Source organism: Bacillus sp. m3-13, from assembly GCF_000175075.1.
GTDB classification, from domain to species: domain Bacteria; phylum Bacillota; class Bacilli; order Bacillales; family Bacillaceae_I; genus Sutcliffiella_A; species Sutcliffiella_A horikoshii_C.
Genome location: NZ_ACPC01000012.1, coordinates 54,501 through 73,883, shown reverse-complemented (window position 1 = coordinate 73,883; position 19,383 = coordinate 54,501). Strand labels below are relative to the sequence as shown.

Annotated in this window: 16 protein-coding genes; 2 read left to right on the top strand and 14 right to left on the bottom strand. The window is 42.4% G+C overall.

All coding sequences use genetic code 11. The features are described 5' to 3' along the window. Nucleotides 1-392: 392 nt before the first annotated feature. The 5 genes from rpoZ to M313_RS0105180 form a co-directional block, all read right to left on the bottom strand. Nucleotides 393-626: a DNA-directed RNA polymerase subunit omega gene (rpoZ, locus tag M313_RS0105200; RefSeq protein WP_010193109.1), complete on the bottom strand. Its 234-nt coding sequence runs from the start codon at nt 624-626 to the stop codon at nt 393-395. A gap of 1 nt (nt 627) precedes the next feature. Next, the gene (gene gmk, locus M313_RS0105195; RefSeq protein ID WP_010193108.1) at nt 628-1,242 is read right to left on the bottom strand and encodes a guanylate kinase; all 615 of its coding nucleotides are present in this window, start codon (nt 1,240-1,242) and stop codon (nt 628-630) included. A 15-nt stretch (nt 1,243-1,257) separates the two neighbouring features. Continuing rightward, nucleotides 1,258-1,521, bottom strand: coding sequence for an extracellular matrix/biofilm regulator RemA (gene remA / locus M313_RS0105190; protein ID WP_010193107.1), 264 nt, complete (start codon nt 1,519-1,521; stop codon nt 1,258-1,260). 60 nt (nt 1,522-1,581) lie between these two features. Continuing rightward, entirely contained in the window at nt 1,582-2,457 is an 876-nt protein-coding gene (locus tag M313_RS0105185) for a YicC/YloC family endoribonuclease (RefSeq protein ID WP_010193106.1), read from the bottom strand. A gap of 192 nt (nt 2,458-2,649) precedes the next feature. Further along, nucleotides 2,650-5,337 carry a calcium-translocating P-type ATPase, SERCA-type gene (locus tag M313_RS0105180; protein ID WP_010193103.1) on the bottom strand — a complete coding sequence of 896 codons (2,688 nt, stop codon included), beginning with the start codon at nt 5,335-5,337 and terminating at the stop codon, nt 2,650-2,652. Nucleotides 5,338-5,496: 159 nt separating this feature from the next. Between M313_RS0105180 and M313_RS0105175 the strand changes: the two genes are divergently transcribed. Beyond that, a complete protein-coding gene (locus M313_RS0105175) occupies nt 5,497-7,200 on the top strand; it encodes an Rqc2 family fibronectin-binding protein (protein ID WP_010193100.1) in 1,704 nt (567 codons plus the stop codon). Nucleotides 7,201-7,368: 168 nt separating this feature from the next. Further along, nucleotides 7,369-8,127 carry a SurA N-terminal domain-containing protein gene (locus tag M313_RS0105170; protein WP_010193099.1) on the top strand — a complete coding sequence of 253 codons (759 nt, stop codon included), beginning with the start codon at nt 7,369-7,371 and terminating at the stop codon, nt 8,125-8,127. Here the strand turns inward: M313_RS0105170 and M313_RS0105165 are convergent. From M313_RS0105165 to M313_RS0105125, 9 genes are all read right to left on the bottom strand, one after another. Continuing rightward, complete coding sequence (locus M313_RS0105165) at nt 8,119-9,156, bottom strand: nuclease-related domain-containing protein (RefSeq protein ID WP_010193098.1); 1,038 nt, start codon at nt 9,154-9,156, stop codon at nt 8,119-8,121. The two genes, M313_RS0105170 and M313_RS0105165, sit on opposite strands and share 9 nt — an antisense overlap. A gap of 648 nt (nt 9,157-9,804) precedes the next feature. Next, complete coding sequence (gene pyrE, locus M313_RS0105160) at nt 9,805-10,437, bottom strand: orotate phosphoribosyltransferase (RefSeq protein WP_010193097.1); 633 nt, start codon at nt 10,435-10,437, stop codon at nt 9,805-9,807. An 8-nt stretch (nt 10,438-10,445) separates the two neighbouring features. After that, nucleotides 10,446-11,159, bottom strand: a complete 714-nt coding sequence (gene pyrF / locus M313_RS0105155) for an orotidine-5'-phosphate decarboxylase (protein ID WP_029326349.1) — start codon at nt 11,157-11,159, stop codon at nt 10,446-10,448. Further along, nucleotides 11,131-12,072 (bottom strand): dihydroorotate dehydrogenase, encoded by a 942-nt coding sequence (locus tag M313_RS0105150; RefSeq protein WP_010193095.1) that lies wholly within the window; start codon nt 12,070-12,072, stop codon nt 11,131-11,133. Before M313_RS0105150 ends, pyrF begins: the two co-directional genes overlap by 29 nt. Next, nucleotides 12,069-12,845: a dihydroorotate dehydrogenase electron transfer subunit gene (locus M313_RS0105145; protein ID WP_010193094.1), complete on the bottom strand. Its 777-nt coding sequence runs from the start codon at nt 12,843-12,845 to the stop codon at nt 12,069-12,071. Before M313_RS0105145 ends, M313_RS0105150 begins: the two co-directional genes overlap by 4 nt. Then, nucleotides 12,845-16,060 carry a carbamoyl-phosphate synthase large subunit gene (gene carB / locus M313_RS0105140; RefSeq protein ID WP_010193093.1) on the bottom strand — a complete coding sequence of 1,072 codons (3,216 nt, stop codon included), beginning with the start codon at nt 16,058-16,060 and terminating at the stop codon, nt 12,845-12,847. Before carB ends, M313_RS0105145 begins: the two co-directional genes overlap by 1 nt. Continuing rightward, nucleotides 16,045-17,142: a carbamoyl phosphate synthase small subunit gene (locus tag M313_RS0105135; RefSeq protein WP_010193091.1), complete on the bottom strand. Its 1,098-nt coding sequence runs from the start codon at nt 17,140-17,142 to the stop codon at nt 16,045-16,047. The genes carB and M313_RS0105135 overlap by 16 nt, the downstream gene beginning before the upstream one ends. Then, complete coding sequence (gene pyrC / locus M313_RS0105130; RefSeq protein WP_010193089.1) at nt 17,139-18,428, bottom strand: dihydroorotase; 1,290 nt, start codon at nt 18,426-18,428, stop codon at nt 17,139-17,141. Before pyrC ends, M313_RS0105135 begins: the two co-directional genes overlap by 4 nt. Next, nucleotides 18,394-19,320 (bottom strand): aspartate carbamoyltransferase catalytic subunit, encoded by a 927-nt coding sequence (locus M313_RS0105125; protein ID WP_010193088.1) that lies wholly within the window; start codon nt 19,318-19,320, stop codon nt 18,394-18,396. The genes pyrC and M313_RS0105125 overlap by 35 nt, the downstream gene beginning before the upstream one ends. Between the last annotated feature and the right edge of the window lie 63 nt (nt 19,321-19,383).

Sequence of the window (19,383 nt, the reverse complement as noted above, 5' to 3'; positions counted from 1 at the left end):
GAAAATCCACTTAACCCCGATAAATATCTTTTGCCTAAAGGCACTTGCCTCATTAAGAAAAACCGTGCAAAATCCGCCCGGTCCTTTTAATTCTAAAATTTAGGCGGATTGGTTAATCACCGCTGTTCCTTTCCGCAAATGGCTTCGCTTTCCTAGGGGCGGTGCTTGAGCCTCCTCGCTTCACTGCGGGGTCTCAAGCTACCGCTATCTCCCTCAGGAGTCTTCGCCTTTTGCTCCAATCCACAGCTAGAAGTTACTTTAACGAAGGGTTACTTCATTTTCAGTTAACTCGGTTAGGTGCCTTTCATAAACCCTTAAGTAAATGAAATCAACCGTACTATAGACTTTCTTTCTTTTTAAAAAAATAACAACCTATTTCTAGGTTGTTATCTTTACTTGTGATTTAGGATGCCTTCGCTTCTTTCAGCAGTTTTGATTGTCTTTGCAGATAGTAAGCCTGCATCAATCTCTTCAAGGGCTTTTCCGACAAATTTGTAGGAAACCGTTTTTTCAATCATTTGGTCGTTTACTTGTTGCAGTTCACGAGCGCGTCGTGCAGACACGGTTACAAGCGTATATTTTGAATCTAATTTTTGCATTAGGGAATCAATAGATGGGTATAGCATATTATTCAGCCTCCAGCATTTGCTTATATTTTTCACGCAATCTTGTACGTTTGCAATGTTCTGCCTGAACAATTGCTTTAATTCTGTCACAAGCAAGGTCCACTTGATCATTTTCTACCACATAGTCATAAGCGTCCATCATTTCGATTTCTTCTTTGGCAACTGTCATGCGGTTATTGATTAAGTCTTCTGTCTCTGTACCTCTTGTTGTGATTCTATTCTTTAGTTCAGAAAGGCTTGGCGGCATCAAGAAGATGAAAACACCTTCAGGGAATTTGCTCTTAACTTGAATGGCACCTTGGACTTCAATTTCAAGGAAGACATCCTTTCCTTCTGCTAAACACTGTTCTACATAATCAACAGGAGTGCCGTAGTAATTACCAACATACTCTGCCCATTCGATAAATTTATCTTCTTCTATTAACTGCTCAAATACCTCTCTAGACTTAAAGAAGTAATCCGTTCCGTCCACTTCCCCCTCACGCGGGTTACGTGTCGTCATGGAAATGGAATAATGCAAACTGACATCTTCTTTTGAAAATAACGCTTTTCTTACTGTCCCTTTCCCAACACCGGAAGGCCCGGAAAGGACAATCAATAATCCTCTATCTCTCATTATATTTACAAATACCTACCCTTCATCAGACATATCATCTTTATTTACCAAGCGTTGTGCCACTGTTTCAGGTTGCACCGCCGATAAGATAACATGATCGCTATCCATTATTAGTACTGCTCTTGTGCGTCTTCCATAGGTTGCATCTATTAACATACCCTGATCCCTTGCATCTTGGATAATTCTTTTGATCGGAGCAGATTCAGGACTAACAATAGATATGATACGATTTGCTGATACGATATTACCAAAGCCAATATTAATCAACTTTATGCTCATGGTTCCCACCTCTAGTTACAAACTCTATTCTAACCGTGTTCACAGGTTAGTAATCAATGATTATTCAATGTTTTGCACCTGTTCTTTAATTTTTTCCAGGCAAGCTTTCATCTCGACTACCAGATTTGCGATATTTGCGTCGTTCGCCTTGGATCCGATGGTATTCACTTCCCTGTTCAATTCCTGAACAAGAAAATCAAGCTTCCTGCCTACAGGATCTGCAGATTGCAAGGTTTGAGTGAATTGACCAAGGTGGCTGTTAATTCTTTTTAACTCTTCGTTAATGTCAGCCTTATCAGCAAAAATAGCGGCTTCTGCCAGTATACGTTGTTCATCGATCTGGGAACCTAAATATTCCTTCAGTTTTTTCTCCAAACGCAACCGATACGCTTCCACAACGGTCGGACCGAGTTTTGCAAGCTGCTCCGACATGTTTTCGATAAAAGTTAGATGGGTGATAATATCCTTTTGCAACTGATCGCCTTCAGCCTTTCGCATGGCAACCAATTGCTTGGACGCTAAATGGACTTGGTCTAGCAATATTTCTTCTATTGCTTCCATCCCTGTTTGTGTTTCCATGATGGTAAACACATTTTCTAATTTAAGTATATCATTAATCTCAATGGAACCGGAAATTTGGTATCTATCTTTTACCTTATGTATAGTATCTATGTATGCCGAAAGAAGCTCCCAATCCACATTCAAATGCTTATCATGTATGTCTTGGCCCTCAATCGTAATGAACATTTCTATTCTTCCTCTTTGCAAATAAGAGTGAACGACTTTTTTCATTTTCTCTTCCATTGCTAGGAACTGCTTAGGCATCCGGATATTAATCTCACAAAAGCGATGGTTGACAGATTTCATCTCGACAAGAATCTGATAGGAACCTTGTTTTGCCTCTGCCCGGCCAAAGCCTGTCATACTTTTCACCATATTATACTCACTTCCGTTCTTAAGTATAGAAAAGAGCCGGAAAACTGGCCATTCTTGATGCTAAGCAACCACTATATTAGCATTGTTTCCCCTAATTTGAAAGCTATTTTTACAGAAATTTAAGAGGCGGCATTATTGTTGGCGGGTAAAGAAGAAAAGGCAATAGAGTCCACCTCTACTACCTTTAATAAATTATACCATATTTTTTTTTACTTTTCCCGTGAAAAGGGTTCCCACCAACAAAAAGGTCGGTAACGATGCCATCCCCATAATCAATAACCACTCTTTCGGAGCAAGTGCCACTGTGTGGAAAATCCCTTGTAATGGTGGATAGTAAATTACGACCAGCATTAAAATGATACTGGAGACTACTGCGCCGACAAGATACATGTTCTGAAACGGGTTACGATGGAAAATAGATCTATCACTTCGGCAATCAAACACATGTATAAGCTGCGCCATGACAAGAGTTGCAAATGCCACTGTTTGCGCATAGATGAGGTTATCTGGATGTTGTTTGTATACAATGATGAATGCAAGGAGCGTGGCAATTCCAATCAGAAAACCGCGCGAGACAATTTTCCACCAAAGTCCTCTGGCAAACACACCTTCCTTTGGATGCCTTGGCTTACGCTTCATGACATCCCCTTCGGCTTGATCAAGTCCAAGCGCCATTGCCGGCAAGCCATCCGTTACAAGGTTCACCCACAAGATTTGAATCGGTACAAGTGGGAGCGGCAAAGCCAATAACATCGCAAACAGCATTACAAGAATTTCCCCTACATTCGAAGCCAATAAATATCGGATGAACTTCCTTATGTTCTCATAAATGTTACGCCCTTCTTTAATAGCTGACTTAATAGTGGCGAAATTGTCATCCAATAATACAAGTGAACTTGCTTCCTTGGCAACATCCGTTCCGGTAATCCCCATCGCAATACCAATGTCAGAAGCTTTTATTGCAGGGGCATCATTCACTCCATCTCCTGTCATGGCGACAATATGACCTTTTTTCTGCAGTGCTTTTACAATGGAAAGTTTGTGCTGAGGAGATACCCTTGCAAACACATATACGTCATCCACCATGTCTTCCAACTCTTCTTGACTCATTTTTTGAAGTGTTTTTCCTTCCAACACCTTTCCTCCCATTGGAAGGATGCCAATTTCGGCTGCAATCGCTTTTGCAGTGACAATATGATCCCCTGTGATCATCACTGTCCTGATTCCTGCTTCTTTACATTCACGGACTGCCTGTTTTACTTCTGGGCGAGGTGGATCAATCATCCCTTGAATTCCAATAAAAACAAGGTCTTTTTCAATCTCTCTTTCCTGCATGCCATCGTGAAAGTTGGTAATCGGTTTAAAAGCCACCGCGATATTTCTCAAAGCCTGTGAAGCCAGGCTATGGACCATATCAGCTACAACCTTTTCATATTTGGAAGAAAACATTTCGCGCTTGCCTTCCCATAATAAAGAGTCACTCACATTTGTGATGACATCCGGAGCACCCTTCGTGATGACAAACAATTTCCCTTGCTTATCTTTCACGACAACACTCATCATCTTTCTCTCCGAATCAAACGGGTACTCTTTTACAATCTGAAACTCACTTAATAAGCCATCCCGAGTAAACCCAGCCTTCATGGCTGCAACCGCAAGCGCACCTTCTGTCGGATCTCCATCAAGGATGTATTGGTTTTTTTTCTGAATTATATTGGCGTGATTACATAACAGACCGAATGTCAGCAATTGATGCAAGGATTTATTCTTACTGTTGCTTTCAGGGCCTTCTGATATAAATTCCCCTTTTGGTTCATATCCATTACCGCTCACATTCCATGTGGTTCCACCTGACCAAACATGCGTAACGGTCATTTTGTTTTGGGTCAGCGTTCCCGTCTTGTCGGAACAAATAACAGAAGCACACCCTAGAGTCTCTACTGCAGGAAGCTTTCTGACAATGGATTTCTTTTTGATCATCCGCTGAACCCCAAGCGAAAGTGCAACGGTCACAATAGCCGGCAATCCTTCTGGTATGGCCGCGACTGCTAATGACACACCAGCCAAGAACATTTCATATAGACTGTGGCCTTGTAGAACTCCAACCACAACTACTAACATTGTCAATATCAACGCAACGGTAATCAGAATCTTCCCAAGCTGCTCTAATTTCCGCTGCAACGGAGTAATGGTTGTCTCTGCAGTCTGCAAAAGGTCGGCAATTTGTCCCATTGCAGTATTCATACCAGTTGCAACTACGACACCCACACCTGTACCACGGGTCACAAGCGTCCCCATAAAGGCCATGTTTTCCTGATCTCCAATTGATATATCCGAGCCATGTACAGGTTTATCACTTTTTACAGCTGGAACGGATTCCCCTGTTAAAGCAGACTCCTCAATTTCAAGGGAACTGGCCTGTACAATTCGAAGATCCGCCCCTATACGGTCTCCACTCCCAAATTTGATAATATCCCCTACCACTATTTCTCTTGAGGCCACTTTTCGCCATTCTTTTTCTCGAAGAACCGTTACTTGTGGTGCCGAGAGTTCTTTTAATGCCTGTAAGGACTTTTCTGCTTTTCGTTCCTGGAAAAATCCTAAAAATGCATTAATGATCACAATGGCAATAATGGCAACTGCATCGATGTATTCCCCTAGCAAACCGGATATCAGTGTTGCAGCAAGCAACACCACCACCATAAAATCTTTAAATTGCTCTAAAAACACTAAAAAGGCGTTCGGTCTCTCCGCCTCCTGAAGTTCATTCGTCCCATACTGCAACAGACGATTTTTTGCTTCTGATTCACTTAAGCCCGCTTCAAAATCGGAATTGATCTGTTCTTCGACTTCTTCTGCTCTCATTTCATGCCATTTCATCTGTTCCACCTCACAACCTTTGCACAAAATCTATCTAAGAAAGTCTATTCGGACTCGTCCAAAAAAATGATATACTTTTTGGGTGTTATCGAGATTGTTAAGATATAATGATAAAAGAGAAATTTATTAGTTTTGTAATAAGAAGGGAAGTTTACATATATGAGTTTTGACGGTATTTTTACATATGCAATGACCGCAGAGTTGAAGGAAAAGCTAGAAAGCGGGAGAATTACGAAAATCTATCAGCCCTATAAAAATGAGCTTATATTAACCATTCGCTCTGGAAGAACCAATCATAAGCTGCTAATTAGTGCGCACCCAAGCTATGCAAGAATGCATTTGACAGAGGAATCCTATGATAATCCTTCAGAACCACCGATGTTTTGCATGCTGCTTAGAAAGCATTTAGAGGGCAGTATCATCACCCAGATCCACCAAATTGAAATGGACCGAATCATCGTTTTTGATGTGAAAGCACGAAATGAAATTGGGGATGTTTCCTATAAGCAGCTTATTGTAGAAATTATGGGACGCCACTCGAACATCATTTTTGTAGGTAAAGAAAAACAGATGATTTTAGACAGCATCAAACATGTCCCAATGGCACAAAACAGACATCGCAGCCTGACACCTGGCCAGACCTATGTACTACCGCCCGTTCAGGATAAACTTAATCCACTTGAAGCTACCGAAGAAACCGTACAAAGAAAACTTGATTATATCGGAGGAAGACTTGATAAACAGTTAGTAAACACTTTTGCCGGAATTTCTCCTTTGTTTGCTAAAGAAGCTGTTTTCAGAGCTGGCCTTGCCAATAGGGACACTTTACCGAAGAGCTTTATGACTTTAGTGGAAAAAATAACAGCTTTGGACCTCTCCCCTCAAATCATAACAGATGGAAACAAAGAGGTATTTTACTTACTTGATTTGGAACACATAAAAGGGGAAAGCAAATCTTTCTCCACACTCAGCGAAACCCTTGATCGCTTCTACTTCGGGAAAGCCTCAAGAGACAGAGTCAAACAGCAAGCATATGACTTGGAGAGATTTATCACAAATGAAATTCAAAAAAATGAAAAGAAAATTGTGAAACTAGAGAAGACGTTAGACGATGCCCGGGACGCTGAAAAATTTCAACTTTACGGTGAACTTCTGACAGCGAACCTCTATCAAATATCACGGGGAGATACTGAAGTAACTGTGGTGAATTATTATGATGAGAATGCCGGAACCATCTCCATTACCCTGGATCCGCAGCGTTCCCCTTCAAGTAATGCACAACGCTACTTTAACAAATATCAAAAAGCGAAAAACTCACTAGCAATCGTGCAAGAACAAATTGAAAAAGCCAAGTCGGAAATTCAATATTTTGAAATGCTGAACCAACAAGTAGAAACCGCTTCTCCAAAGGATATCCAGGAAATCCGGGAAGAACTGATGGAAGAAGGCTATTTGCGCATGAAGCAAAAGCGCAAGAAACTTAAACCTCAAAAACCTGTACTTGAAACCTACCAGGCAAGTGACGGCACAGAGATTCTAGTCGGGAAAAACAACAAACAGAATGATCACCTGACCAACCGTGTTGCACGCAGGGATGACGTATGGCTGCATACAAAGGACATCCCTGGGTCTCATGTTGTCATTAGAAGTGATGAGCCTTCTGAAGAGACCATCAAAGAAGCAGCGACCATCGCTGCCTATTTCAGTAAAGCGCGCCATTCCGGTTCTGTACCGGTTGATTTTACAAAAGTAAGGCATGTAAAAAAACCGTCCGGCTCCAAACCGGGTTTTGTCATCTACGAACAACAACAGACTGTTTATGTGACACCGGATGAGGAAATAATTATTGGATTGAGGAAATAAGGAAGAGCACCGGCTTAGAATGCGGGTGCTTTTCTCTTAAATTAGTTTAAATATAATCACAATTCAGGTTTATTTTAACAAAAAGAAGGGTAATTATTTGCTTCCTCATAAAAACCATGTTTAAATGGAAAAATAGTTTCAAATGTTTTTCAAATGGAGGGTAACAACATGAAAAAGAAATTGACGATTTTTCTAGTAGCAATGTTAACAGCTGTTCTATTAGCTGCATGCGGTTCTGATGGGAACAATGCTTCTAAAGAAGGAAATGAAAACAAAGAAGCGCAAGAAGGACAAGAACAACAAACCCCTGAAGTCGAAGAAGTGGATCCTGAAAAAGTTGTGGCCAAAGTTAACGGTCAGGAAATCAAAGGCCAGGAATATAATGAAATGCTTCAACAAACTCAAATGATGATGATGCAGTTCGGTCAAGGCGGAGACGCTAAAGCGATGAAAGACCAAACATTGAACGCATTAATCGATCAAAAAGTCCTTTCTCAAGAAGTTGAAAGCAAAGGATATAAAACAAGCGAAAAAGAAATTGAAGATTACATCAAGGACATCAAAGCTAATTACGAAAGCGAAGAAAAATTCGAAGAGGCTCTAGAAGAAAGCCCACTGACTATGGAAACTTTGAAGGCTCAAATCTCTGAAGAATTAGCTCTTCAAAAATATATGGAAAAAGAATTTCCTGAAACAAAAGTAACGGACGAGCAGATTAAAGAATACTATAACCAAGCAAAAGAGCAAAATGAAGCTCAACAAGCGGAAGCTCCTGAAGGAGAAGAAGCGCCTGCAAACGAATTCCCAGAACTTGCGGAAGTGGAAGACCAAATTCGCGGTCAACTTGAACAAGAAGAAACACAAAAGAAACTACAAACTCTTGTAGAAGATCTTAAAAAAGACAGCGAAATTGAAAAGCTAATCTAATATGATGAAGTGAACAAACGCACCCTCTGAACTGGGTGCGTTTTGTTGTTCTTGGAGGCTTTTCAAGCAGTATCTGGCATTGTTAGTAGTTCCGATTTGCTTGAGTGATAACTCTTTTATCATTCTTCTTGCACTGCGTACATTATTTATGTGTAAAAGTCTGCACACCTCTCGAATGGAGATCGATGTGCCAAACAAAAAAGAATAATCAATCAGGGTTTGAATGTGTGCTTTCTTTGATTGGTGGTTGCAATAAAGGCAGCTCCATTTTCTTAGGTGCTTCTCCATAGCCAGTTTGTTGCAGTCAGGACAAGCAACACCTGTCATTATCTCTGTAGGATTTATATTGAACTCTTTGAGGATATTTATGTTTCTTGGAGCATGGTGTTTGGTAATCAGTGAGGATATCTCTCTTGGAGGATGAAGGGTGGAGCTTGGGTGCTGCTGGTTTTCTTGAATGTCGTTGATTTTAAATGTCAGGGCAGGGCTTCTTACCACGAATTCCTGCACTAAAGCAGGGTTAGATAGGGCTTTAACTATAGCGTTTGGATTTGTCACACCTACAAAACAATACCCTGGGTACCCTTCTATCCCTTGGTTTTCTAACCACCGCTTAAATTGATTATATTGCATTTTCACTTGGAGGATTGGGTCTTGCCTAGAGATTTCACGGTTAATATCTTCCTTCTTAATTTGAATGAGTTGTTGGTAATCAGGATCAAAAAGAAGTGTTCCAGTTAAGTGTTTGGTTTCTAAGATGATAAAAAATGAAGGAAACAGTAGAAGAGTATCCATTTGGAAATGATGTTTATTAAGGAGTAGCCTTGCCCCTTTTACTACTATACAATCTTGAATTCCACTTAATTGTGACAAATAATAATCTATGGAGTTTTCACCAAAATCTCCAGAACGTCTTTTGCCTAATTCACTCTCAATCTGGGGGGGTTTTTCATGTTGAGGTGACAGCCTTCTATGTAAGGCATCAAGCTTACACTGCATGATGGAACGACGGTATGTTTGTTTATTCAATACTTCACACCTTTCTTTTTTGGTTTAGTTACATTTTTCGACATTTATTGGTGGGTTTCCTGCTTTATTTGGAGATTTTTGGGAATTTTATATTTTAATTATTGGGTTTACTAAACGGCTGGGCTTCTAAGTGGGGGTTTTCGTGGAGGTTCTACAGTTAAATCGCAACTTTCTACCACTTTTGGGGTGACTTTCTACATTTCCCGGAACCACTTGTACATTTCCCAATCGCACTTCGACATCTAAACTCTCATATTCTACACTTTTGCTTTTCAGCTACCTAATTTCAAAAGTACGTAACCTTCTAGTTTTTTGGTGACTCCGACAAGCTTCTGGCAATGGAATGGGACCTCACGATTGGGACATCAGGGGGTTCCCAAGTTACCAACAGCAACCTCCCTTCCTAAAAATCCACCTTCTACAATTAAATCGCAACCTTCTACCACTTTTGGTGTGAACTTCTACATTTCCCGGATCCACTTGTACATTTCCCATCCTTCCTACTACCTCTAAACTCTCATATCCTACATTTTTGCAACTTCAGCTACCTAATTTTTAAAAATAAGTAATCTTCTATTCCATTAATCTAACCCCAACACAAAAAATCCCCCAGACCATATCCGTCTGAGGGAGCCTCAAAAACAATCCTTAAAACTCCATCCAAGTCTCGCTTGTCGGGTTCTCCACCCACTTTGAAAGCTTCTTGCGGTCACCTTCTCCAATGTATTCCTTTTCGATTGCAACATCCATCAAAGTCTGATAATCACACAATGCATGGGCTTCAATCTCGTAATTGGATAAATTATCATCGGCTACTTCCAGACCGTATGTAAAAATGGCGACCACACCAAGCACTTCGCATCCGGCTTCTCTTAGTGCGTCAACTGCCGCGATGGCACTCCCGCCTGTGGAAATTAAATCTTCCACGACAACTACCTTCTGCCCGGCTTCTACTCTTCCTTCAATCTGATTTCCTTTTCCATGTGCTTTCGCCTTGCTTCGAACATAGCACATCGGCAGGTTCAGTTCATTGCTCACCAATGCAGCATGTGGAATCCCTGCTGTGGCTGTGCCTGCTACCACCTGCACATCTGGAAACTTTGAAACAATTAAACGTGACAAAGATTCAGAAATGTTTTTCCTCACTCGTGGATAAGAAATGGTCAAACGGTTGTCACAATAAATCGGTGATTTAATTCCTGAAGACCATGTAAAAGGGTCATTTGGTTGGAAAAATACCGCTTTAATTTCCAATAAGTCTTCTGCCACTGTTCTGTTCATAAGCTCGTTCATCCTATTTCCACTCCCTGCCATTGTTGTAAGATTGCTTCATAAGCCTTGCGTGGATCGGTAGCACGGGTGATACTGCGCCCTACCACGATTTCTGTTGCACCAAACTGGCGTGCCTCTAATGGAGTAACCACTCGCTTCTGGTCATCCACACTGTCTTCTTTTAATCGAATCCCTGGCGTCACTTTTTTGAATTCCGCTCCCAAGGCATCACGCAGCATAGTTGCCTCTAGTGAGGAACACACCACACCATCCAAGCCGCTCTCAAACGCATTCCGCGCATAGTGCATAACTACTTCATCAAGCGAAGCACTAATTTTAAGGTCCTTTTGCATGCGTTTTTCCGTCATACTAGTAAGCTGAGTGACAGCGATCAAGTTTGGGCGTCGTTCACCCGCCCCCTCCATCAAACCTTCCAACCCGGCCTTCATCATTTCATTGCCACCAGCAGCATGGAGATTGGTCATCGTCACTCCTAGCTTACCAAGACCTTTCATTGCTTGATAAACGGTATGGGGAATATCGTGAAGCTTCAAATCAAGAAATACATCGTGACCTTCTGCAACTAGATATTCAACAATCCCAGGACCTTCTTGGTAAAACAGTTCCATTCCTACTTTTACATATAATTTCTCCTCATCGAATTGTGCAAGAAACCCTGATACTTCCTCTCTACCAGGAAAATCAAGTGCGACTATAAGCGATTTTTGCATGTTGCTTCCAGCTCCTTCCGATACACTCTGAAATATGCTCAAATCCTAATTCGTGCATTTTATAAGGAAGTTCTTCGATGATGGTAGGACATATAAATGGATCCACAAAATTTGCGGTTCCGACTGCAACGGCACTTGCGCCTGCAAAGAGGTACTCTAAAACATCTTCAGCAGATTGTACCCCTCCCATACCAATGATCGGGATGGAAACCTTTTGGCTGACTTCATGAATCATACGTATTGCTACCGGCTTGATTGCAGGACCGGATAATCCACCTGTACTGTTTGCCAATACAGGACGTCCTGTTTTCAAATCGATTCTCATTCCGAGCAATGTGTTGATCATCGTCAAGCCATCTGCTCCAGCCTGCTCAATAGCCACAGCAATCTCTGAAATGTTTGCAACGTTTGGGGACAATTTTACGTAAACCGGTACTTCTGCAACTTCCTTTACTGCCTTCGTTACTTCAAAGGCTACTGCAGGGTCCGTTCCAAACGCGATTCCCCCTGTTTTTACGTTGGGACAGGAAATGTTTAATTCCAGAGCATGGACATTTGGGGCCGCGGAAATTTCTTTTGCCACCTTGACGTAGTCTTCAATTAAGGAACCAGCAACATTAGCAATGATGGGAACATTGTAGTTTGCTAAGAATGGTAGCTCTTCAGAAAGAACTTTTTCTAATCCGGGGTTTTGCAGGCCGATTGCATTCAGCATCCCCGCGTTCGTTTCGGCCACTCTTGGGGTCGGATTACCAAATCTAGGCTCTGCAGTAGTAGCTTTAATCATGATTGCTCCAAGTACATTCAAGTCATAGAGCTTGGCATACTCTCTGCCAAAGCCAAAGCATCCGGATGCAGGCATAATTGGATTTTTCAAGTCTAGTCCTGGTAATTTAATAGATAAACAACTCATAGTACAACCTCCCCTGCTCGGAATACCGGACCATCTGTACAAACTTTTTTGTAAGAATACCCTTCTGGATCATTTTGAAGATGGCAGACACATGCAAAGCAAGCGCCGATGCCACAGCCCATCCGCTCTTCAAGAGAGAGGTAGACGTTTTTATTAGGATATAAGTTTTCAAGTGCGCCAAGCATCGGGGTTGGTCCGCATGCAAAAAGTGTCGTGAAAGGTGGTTGAATCTCCTCCAGCACATTTGTCACGAAGCCTTCTGTTCCGTAAGTCCCATCAACCGTCGCCACATAAGTGTCGCCAAAGTATGCAAATTCATTTTTATAAAAAACGTCTTCTTTTGATTGAAAGCCAAGTACGTGGGTGGTACTTACTCCTCTGCGGTTTAATTGTTTGGTCAGCTCTAGCAGTGGAGGGACACCGATTCCTCCCCCAACAATTAATGCATGATCGCCGCGTTGTAATTCATCCACAGTAAAACCGTTCCCGAGCGGGCCTAATACGTCCAGCTTTTCCCCGGGCTGTTTCAAAGCCAAAAGCATGGTTCCTTTACCCTCAGCTCTGTAGGTGATCTTACATTGTCTATTCTCTTTATCGATGCAAGAGATACTGATCGGACGCCTTAAAAGGGTGTCAAATCCTTCTGTCACACGGATATGAACGAACTGACCAGGGGAACTCATCAGATCGACGAGTTCTCCTTCTAAGGTCATTTCATAGATGTTACGCGCAATAGTAGTTTGAGAGATGATGGTCATCCAAGCTTTTTTCATTAGCTGTACACCGCCTCTTTTTCTGTGCTTTCTAACGTTTCAATCGATTCGATAGAGAAAGTCATCGATTCTAGTACTCTCAGGATTGCTTTTGCTGTATCAAGTGAAGTCAAGCAAGGGATCCCGTTTTCCACTGACTCTCGGCGGATTCTGAATCCGTCTCGTGCTGGCTGCTTTCCTTTTGTCAGCGTGTTGATGACAAATTGTGCTTGCCCTTTTCTGATGACATCAATTAGGTTCGGTGATTCTCCACCAATTTTATTAACAACCGTTACCGGGATGTCCGACTCGCCGAAGAACTCGGCAGTTCCGGCTGTTGCCAAAAGTTTATACCCGATACGGTGGAATCTTTTTGCCAGTTGAAGTGCTTCTTCTTTATCTTTGTCGGCAATGGTGAACAACACAGAGCCGTATGTTTTAATGGATATTCCTGATGCAACGAGACCTTTATATAGTGCTTTTTCAAGAGTAATGTCTTTCCCCATGACTTCCCCAGTAGATTTCATTTCCGGTCCAAGCGTGATGTCGACATTTCGCAGTTTTGCAAAAGAGAACACCGGTACTTTCACGAAAACTCCTTTTGTTTCTGGTTGAAGTCCGGAACCGTAGCCCTGAGCGGCAAGACTTTCTCCCAAGATAATTTTGGTTGCTACTTTGGCCATCGGCACATGGGTTATTTTGCTTAAGAATGGAACGGTACGGCTTGATCTTGGGTTTACTTCGATTACATAGACTTCCTCTTTGTAGATGACAAATTGAATGTTTAGTAGTCCAATTATGTTCAAGCCTTGTGCCAATCTTCTTGTGTAGTCGATGATTTGTTCTTTGATAGCCGCACTCAATGTTTGCGGAGGATAAACCGCAATGGAGTCACCTGAGTGAACACCGGCGCGTTCGATATGTTCCATGATTCCTGGAATGAATACATCTTTTCCATCTGAGATCGCATCAACTTCAATCTCTTTACCTGTCATGTATTTATCAATCAGGACAGGATGTTCAGGGTTAATTTTTACCGCGTTTTTCATATAGTGTAAAAGTTCTTCCGACTTGTAGACGATTTCCATTGCACGACCGCCCAGGACATAGGATGGACGCACAAGCACTGGATAGCCGATTCCTTCGGCAATTTCAATTGCCTCTGGGATAGAGATAGCTGTTTTCCCTTTTGGTTGTGGTATTTCAAGGGTGTTTAAAGTTTGTTCGAATTTATCTCGGTTTTCTGCACGATCTAAATCTTCTAATGAAGTACCAAGTATCTTTACTCCTCTTGCTTCTAATTCCGCTGCAAGGTTGATTGCCGTTTGGCCGCCAAATTGCACGACGACTCCTTTTGGCTTTTCGAGATTGATGATATTCATGACATCCTCGATTGTTAACGGCTCAAAATAAAGCTTGTCAGAAATACTGAAGTCTGTTGATACTGTTTCTGGGTTGTTGTTGATGATGATTGCTTCATAACCCGCTTCCTTAATGGCCCAAACTGAATGGACTGTTGCATAGTCGAACTCAACTCCCTGGCCGATTCGGATTGGACCAGAGCCCAGTACGACGATGCTTTCTTTTTCGGTAACTTCTGACTCATTCTCATCTTCATACGTCCCATAGTAGTAAGGGGTGCTGGATTCAAACTCAGCCGCGCAAGTATCCACCATTTTGTATACAGGTGCTATTGTTTCTTGAAGACGTAGTTCATAGATATCTCTTTCGGTTGTAGACCATAGTTTAGCGATCGTCTCGTCGCTGAATCCCATTTCTTTCGCTTCAATCAACGTGGAGAGGCAACCATTATTGCTAGTGATGAACTCTTCCATCGCCAAAATTTTATGCAACTTTTGCAGGAAAAACAGGTCTATTTCGCACCAGTCATGGATAGTTTGAATGGTAACGCCCCTTCTTATTGCTTCAGCGATATAAAACAATCTTTCATCTCCAGCTTTTCTGATTCTTTTTTCCACTAGTTCATCTGAAAACCCTTCGCTTCCTTCAAGCTCAAGGTAGGAGATGTTGGATTCCAATGAACGAACGGCTTTAAGAAGAGACTCCTCAAACGTTCTTCCGATTGCCATTACTTCTCCGGTTGCTTTCATTTGAGTTCCAAGTCGGCGGTTGGCGGATTCGAACTTATCAAATGGGAACCTAGGGATTTTTGTTACAATATAATCAAGTGCCGGCTCAAAGCATGCATATGTTTTTCCTGTGACAGGGTTCATCATTTCATCCAGCGTCAAACCTACTGCGATTTTCGCTGCAAGCTTCGCAATTGGATAACCTGTTGCCTTAGAAGCAAGTGCAGATGAACGGCTTACCCTCGGGTTTACTTCAATAATGTAGTAGTTGAAACTGTGTGGATCAAGCGCAAGCTGTACGTTACACCCGCCTTCAATTTCCAGGGCACGGATGATTTTCAGGGAGACATTTCGTAACAACTGGTATTCCCTGTCACTTAGCGTCTGACTTGGCGCCACAACGATAGAGTCTCCGGTATGTACACCAACCGGGTCGATGTTCTCCATGTTGCAGACCACAATTGCATTGTCATTACTGTCACGCATCACTTCGTATTCAATTTCCTTGAATCCTGCGATGCTTTTTTCCAATAGACATTGTGTTACCGGACTATTTTTCAGACCACTAGTCACAATTTCAATCAATTCTTCTTCATCCGAACAAATTCCTCCGCCTGTACCGCCAAGCGTATAAGCAGGTCTTACGATCACCGGGTATCCTACTTCATTTATAAACTCATAAGCTTCTTCAAGATTTGTGATGATTTCACTTTGCGGTACCGGTTCTCCCAGCTCATTCATCAAGGTACGGAACAGGTCGCGGTCCTCTGCTTTTTGTATTGCAGAAAGTTTTGTACCAAGGATCTGAACGTTACACTCTTCCAAAACCCCTGCTTCCGCCAGCTCCACAGCAAGGTTCAAACCTGTTTGACCACCAAGAGTTGGAAGGATGGCATCAGGTCGTTCCTTGCGAATGATTCTACTCACAAATTCTACGGTTAATGGCTCCATGTATACCTTGTCCGCCATCTCTTGGTCTGTCATGATGGTTGCAGGATTGGAGTTTACTAATATAACGCGGTACCCTTCTTCTCGAAGTGCAATACACGCTTGCGTACCTGCATAATCAAATTCTGCTGCCTGGCCGATCACGATTGGACCGGACCCGATTACTAAGATGGATTGGATGTCTAGACGTTTTGGCATACAAGTTCCTCCTTTTTCGCTTCCTTGATGAGTTCCATGAATTGATCAAATAAGTAGTTTGCATCTTCTGGTCCTGGACTTGCTTCCGGGTGGTATTGGACCGTGAATACTGGATAATCTTTATGTTTGACACCTTCTACCGTACTGTCGTTTAATGCGATATGCGTTACTTCGAGTCTTGTATTCCCTAATGACTCTTCTGTCACGGTGTAGCCATGGTTTTGGGAAGTTAGTGCCACTTTTCCTGTTTTCAAATCTTTCACCGGGTGGTTGGATCCTCTATGACCGAATTTCATTTTCTCCGTGTCCGCTCCACATGCAAGGGCAAAAAGCTGGTGTCCAAGGCAGATGCCGAAGACTGGTATTTTTCCAAGCAGGCCTTGAATCATCGTGATGGCTTCAGGAACGTCTTTTGGATCTCCAGGTCCATTGGACAGCATCACACCGTCCGGGCTAAGCTGCATGATTTCTTCTGCAGTGATGTTGTATGGAACCACTACTACGTCACATCCACGTTTGTTCAACTCTCGTAAAATACCATGCTTCATGCCGAAGTCAACGAGTACTACTCTGTAGCCACGCCCAGGACTAGGATAGGCTGTCTTCGTGGACACTTGATGTACCTGGTTGGTGGCAAGCGTTGTCGTTTTTAATTGTTGAATCACTTCTTCGCGATCTACATCAAGTCCGCATAGAGCACCTTTTAGTGTTCCATGTTGACGAATGATTCTTGTCAGTTTCCTCGTATCAATACCTGCAATTCCTGGAATGTCTTTCGCTTTGAAAAACTCATCCAGTGTCCATTGATTACGGAAGTTGGAAGGATAATCACTCACTTCTTTTACAATAAATCCGTGGATGGCAGGGTGTATGGATTCAAAATCATCTCTGTTCACACCGTAATTCCCAACCAGCGGGTAAGTCAGAGTCACAAGCTGCCCGCAGTAAGACGGATCAGATAAAATTTCTTGATAACCTGTCATTCCTGTATTAAAAACCACTTCGCCAATAGAGTCCTTTAAGCTGCCAAACGCCTTTCCTACAAAGAAAGTGCCGTCTTCTAAAATTAGTTGTCGATTCATACTTGAACACTACCTTTCTGCCAAACTAGTTTTCCTTCTACTAATGTCATTACTGGCCATCCTTTGCATTCCCAACCTGTGAAAGGAGTGTTTTTTCCTTTAGAAAGGAAGCTCTCTGGATTCACAGTAGAGAAGCTATTTAAATCGATAATGGTAAGGTCTGCTGTAGCTCCTTGTTCTATTATTCCACTTTGCAGTTTGAACACTTCCGCCGGCTTAACAGTCAGCCAATCCAACAGTTGCTTTAGTGTGAATTCCTTAGTTTCCACAAAGTTTGTATAGAGTAACGGAAAGGCAGTTTCTAGTCCTACAATTCCGAATGGTGCCTTTTCCATGCCTTCTGCTTTTTCTTCAGCAGTATGTGGAGCATGATCTGTCGCAATGAAATCAATGGTTCCGTCTAGCAAGCCCTCTATTAGTGCTTCTTGGTCCGCTTTTCCTCTTAATGGCGGATTCATTTTGAAGTTCGGATCAAGTCCCGGAATATCTTCTTCACACAATAGCAGGTGATGCGGGCTGACTTCGGCGGTCACTTTAATTCCAGCTCGCTTTGCGTCCCTTACCACTCTGACCGATTCTTTTGTACTGATATGGCAGACATGATAGTGACATCCTGAAGCTTCCGCAAGCAAAATGTCGCGTGCGATATGAACAGATTCACATACAGATGGAATCCCATTTAACCCATGTTCCTTGGAAAACGTCCCTTCATGGACAGCTCCTTTGTTTATCAGTGTATTTTCTTCACAGTGAGCAACAATCGCCATATCTAGAGCAGCCGCTTGTTTCATTGCTTCAAGCATCTTTGAGGCATCCTGCACGCCAACCCCATCGTCGGTAAAAGCGAATGCCCCCGCTTCTTTTAACTCGGCAAAATTGGTAAGCTCCTGACCAAGCTGCCTTGTCGTGATGCAAGCATATGGAAGGACACGAACACTTGCTGTTTCTGCGATTCTATTGTTCAGCCAATCTAGCTGTTCTTTCGTATCAGGCGTCGGTCTTGTATTAGGCATTGCGCAGATGGTGGTGAAGCCTCCCTTAGCAGCAGCCAACGTTCCTGTTTCAATGGTTTCTTTCTTTTCCCCGCCAGGTTCCCTTAAGTGTACATGTACATCAATAAAACCTGCGGATATAAGATTTCCATCTAGATCGATTACTTCCTTTATCCCTATATCTTCAATGTTGGAGGCGATGCTTTTGATGTATTTACCCTCAATCAGGATATCCACCTTTTCCATTTCACCTTCAGAATTAAGCCATTTCCCATTCTTTAATAATGTTGTCATGCTCTTTTCCTCCTTCATTGTTTGTTAATGCTCTTTTCAGTACAGCCATTCTCATGTATAAGCCATTTTCCATCTGTTTGAAAATTCTTGAGCGCTCGCATTCCACAAGCTCTGAAGCAATTTCCACCCCGCGGTTGATTGGTGCCGGATGCATAATGATGCTATTCGGCTTCATTTCTTTTTCTCGTTGGATTGTCATACCGTACTGCTCATGGTAATCATCCAATCCTGCTTTACCGCTGTGATGCCTTTCATGCTGAATTCTTAAGAGCATCACCACATCACTTGTTTGTATTGCGTCATCCATTTTGATGTAAGCCTCTTTCGCGTGACTTTTATCTACCCACTCATCAGGTGCGACAAATCTTACAGTTGCACCCAGTCGCTCCAGCACTTCTGCGTTGGATCGAGCCACTCGGCTATGGCGGATATCGCCAATGATGGTTATTTTCAAATCCTCGAAGTGCTCAAACTCTTGGTAGATTGTCATCAGATCCAATAACGACTGGGTTGGATGATTGCCACAACCATCGCCTCCGTTGATGATCGCTGCATCGATAGTATGTAACTGATTGAAATATTCCTCTTCAGGATGGCGAACGACAAGTGCACTTACGCCAAGGGACTCTAATGTTTTCGCTGTATCGTACAAGCTTTCACCTTTGTTGACGCTTGATGTGCTCACTTCAAATGGCAGTACTTGAAGACCTAGCCTTCTTTCTGCCACTTCAAAGCTGCATTTCGTTCTGGTACTTGATTCGTAGAAGAGGTTGGCGACGAATGTCTGTTTTTCTGGTGTCCATTGTTTTCCTTGTTGAAATTCTATTGCTTCTACAATCAGTGCCATAATCTCTTCGTTTGCCAAATCACTCATCGTTCGTAAGTGTCTCATTTCCATCCCTCCCATTTCATAAAAAAACACCCTATCCATGTTGCCGGAAGGGTGTTTTGCTCA